The organism is Streptomyces violaceorubidus (assembly GCF_000717995.1).
Classification (GTDB): domain Bacteria; phylum Actinomycetota; class Actinomycetes; order Streptomycetales; family Streptomycetaceae; genus Streptomyces; species Streptomyces violaceorubidus.
The window spans coordinates 1-270 of record NZ_JODM01000207.1; the positions used below are offsets into that span (position 1 = coordinate 1).

Sequence of the window (270 nt, forward strand, 5' to 3'; positions counted from 1 at the left end):
CTCCGGCCCCATCAGCATCACGGGCCCGAGATCAACACCGGCCGAGGCAAGCAGGGAAACAGCCGTCTGCTCCGCGTCCGACAGCCCCTGCGGCTCCTCTCCCGGCTCGTCGGCAAGGGCCCGCCCCTTCCCCTTGTCCACGGCGCCACCGCCCTGGCTGGTCACAAACCGGGGCACCTCCTGGAGCTCGCCCGCGCGTACCGACTTCAGCCAGGCGCCCGCCCACTCCTGCCCGGTGGGGAGCATGACCTCGCGACGCCAGTTGGTGAT

The 270-nt window shown here is 71.5% G+C and carries 1 protein-coding gene; it reads right to left on the reverse strand.

Annotated features, from left to right (window positions below):
- Positions 1-270 (reverse strand): hypothetical protein (locus IE94_RS36925; RefSeq protein ID WP_157849464.1); only part of this gene is annotated, 270 nt, incomplete at both ends.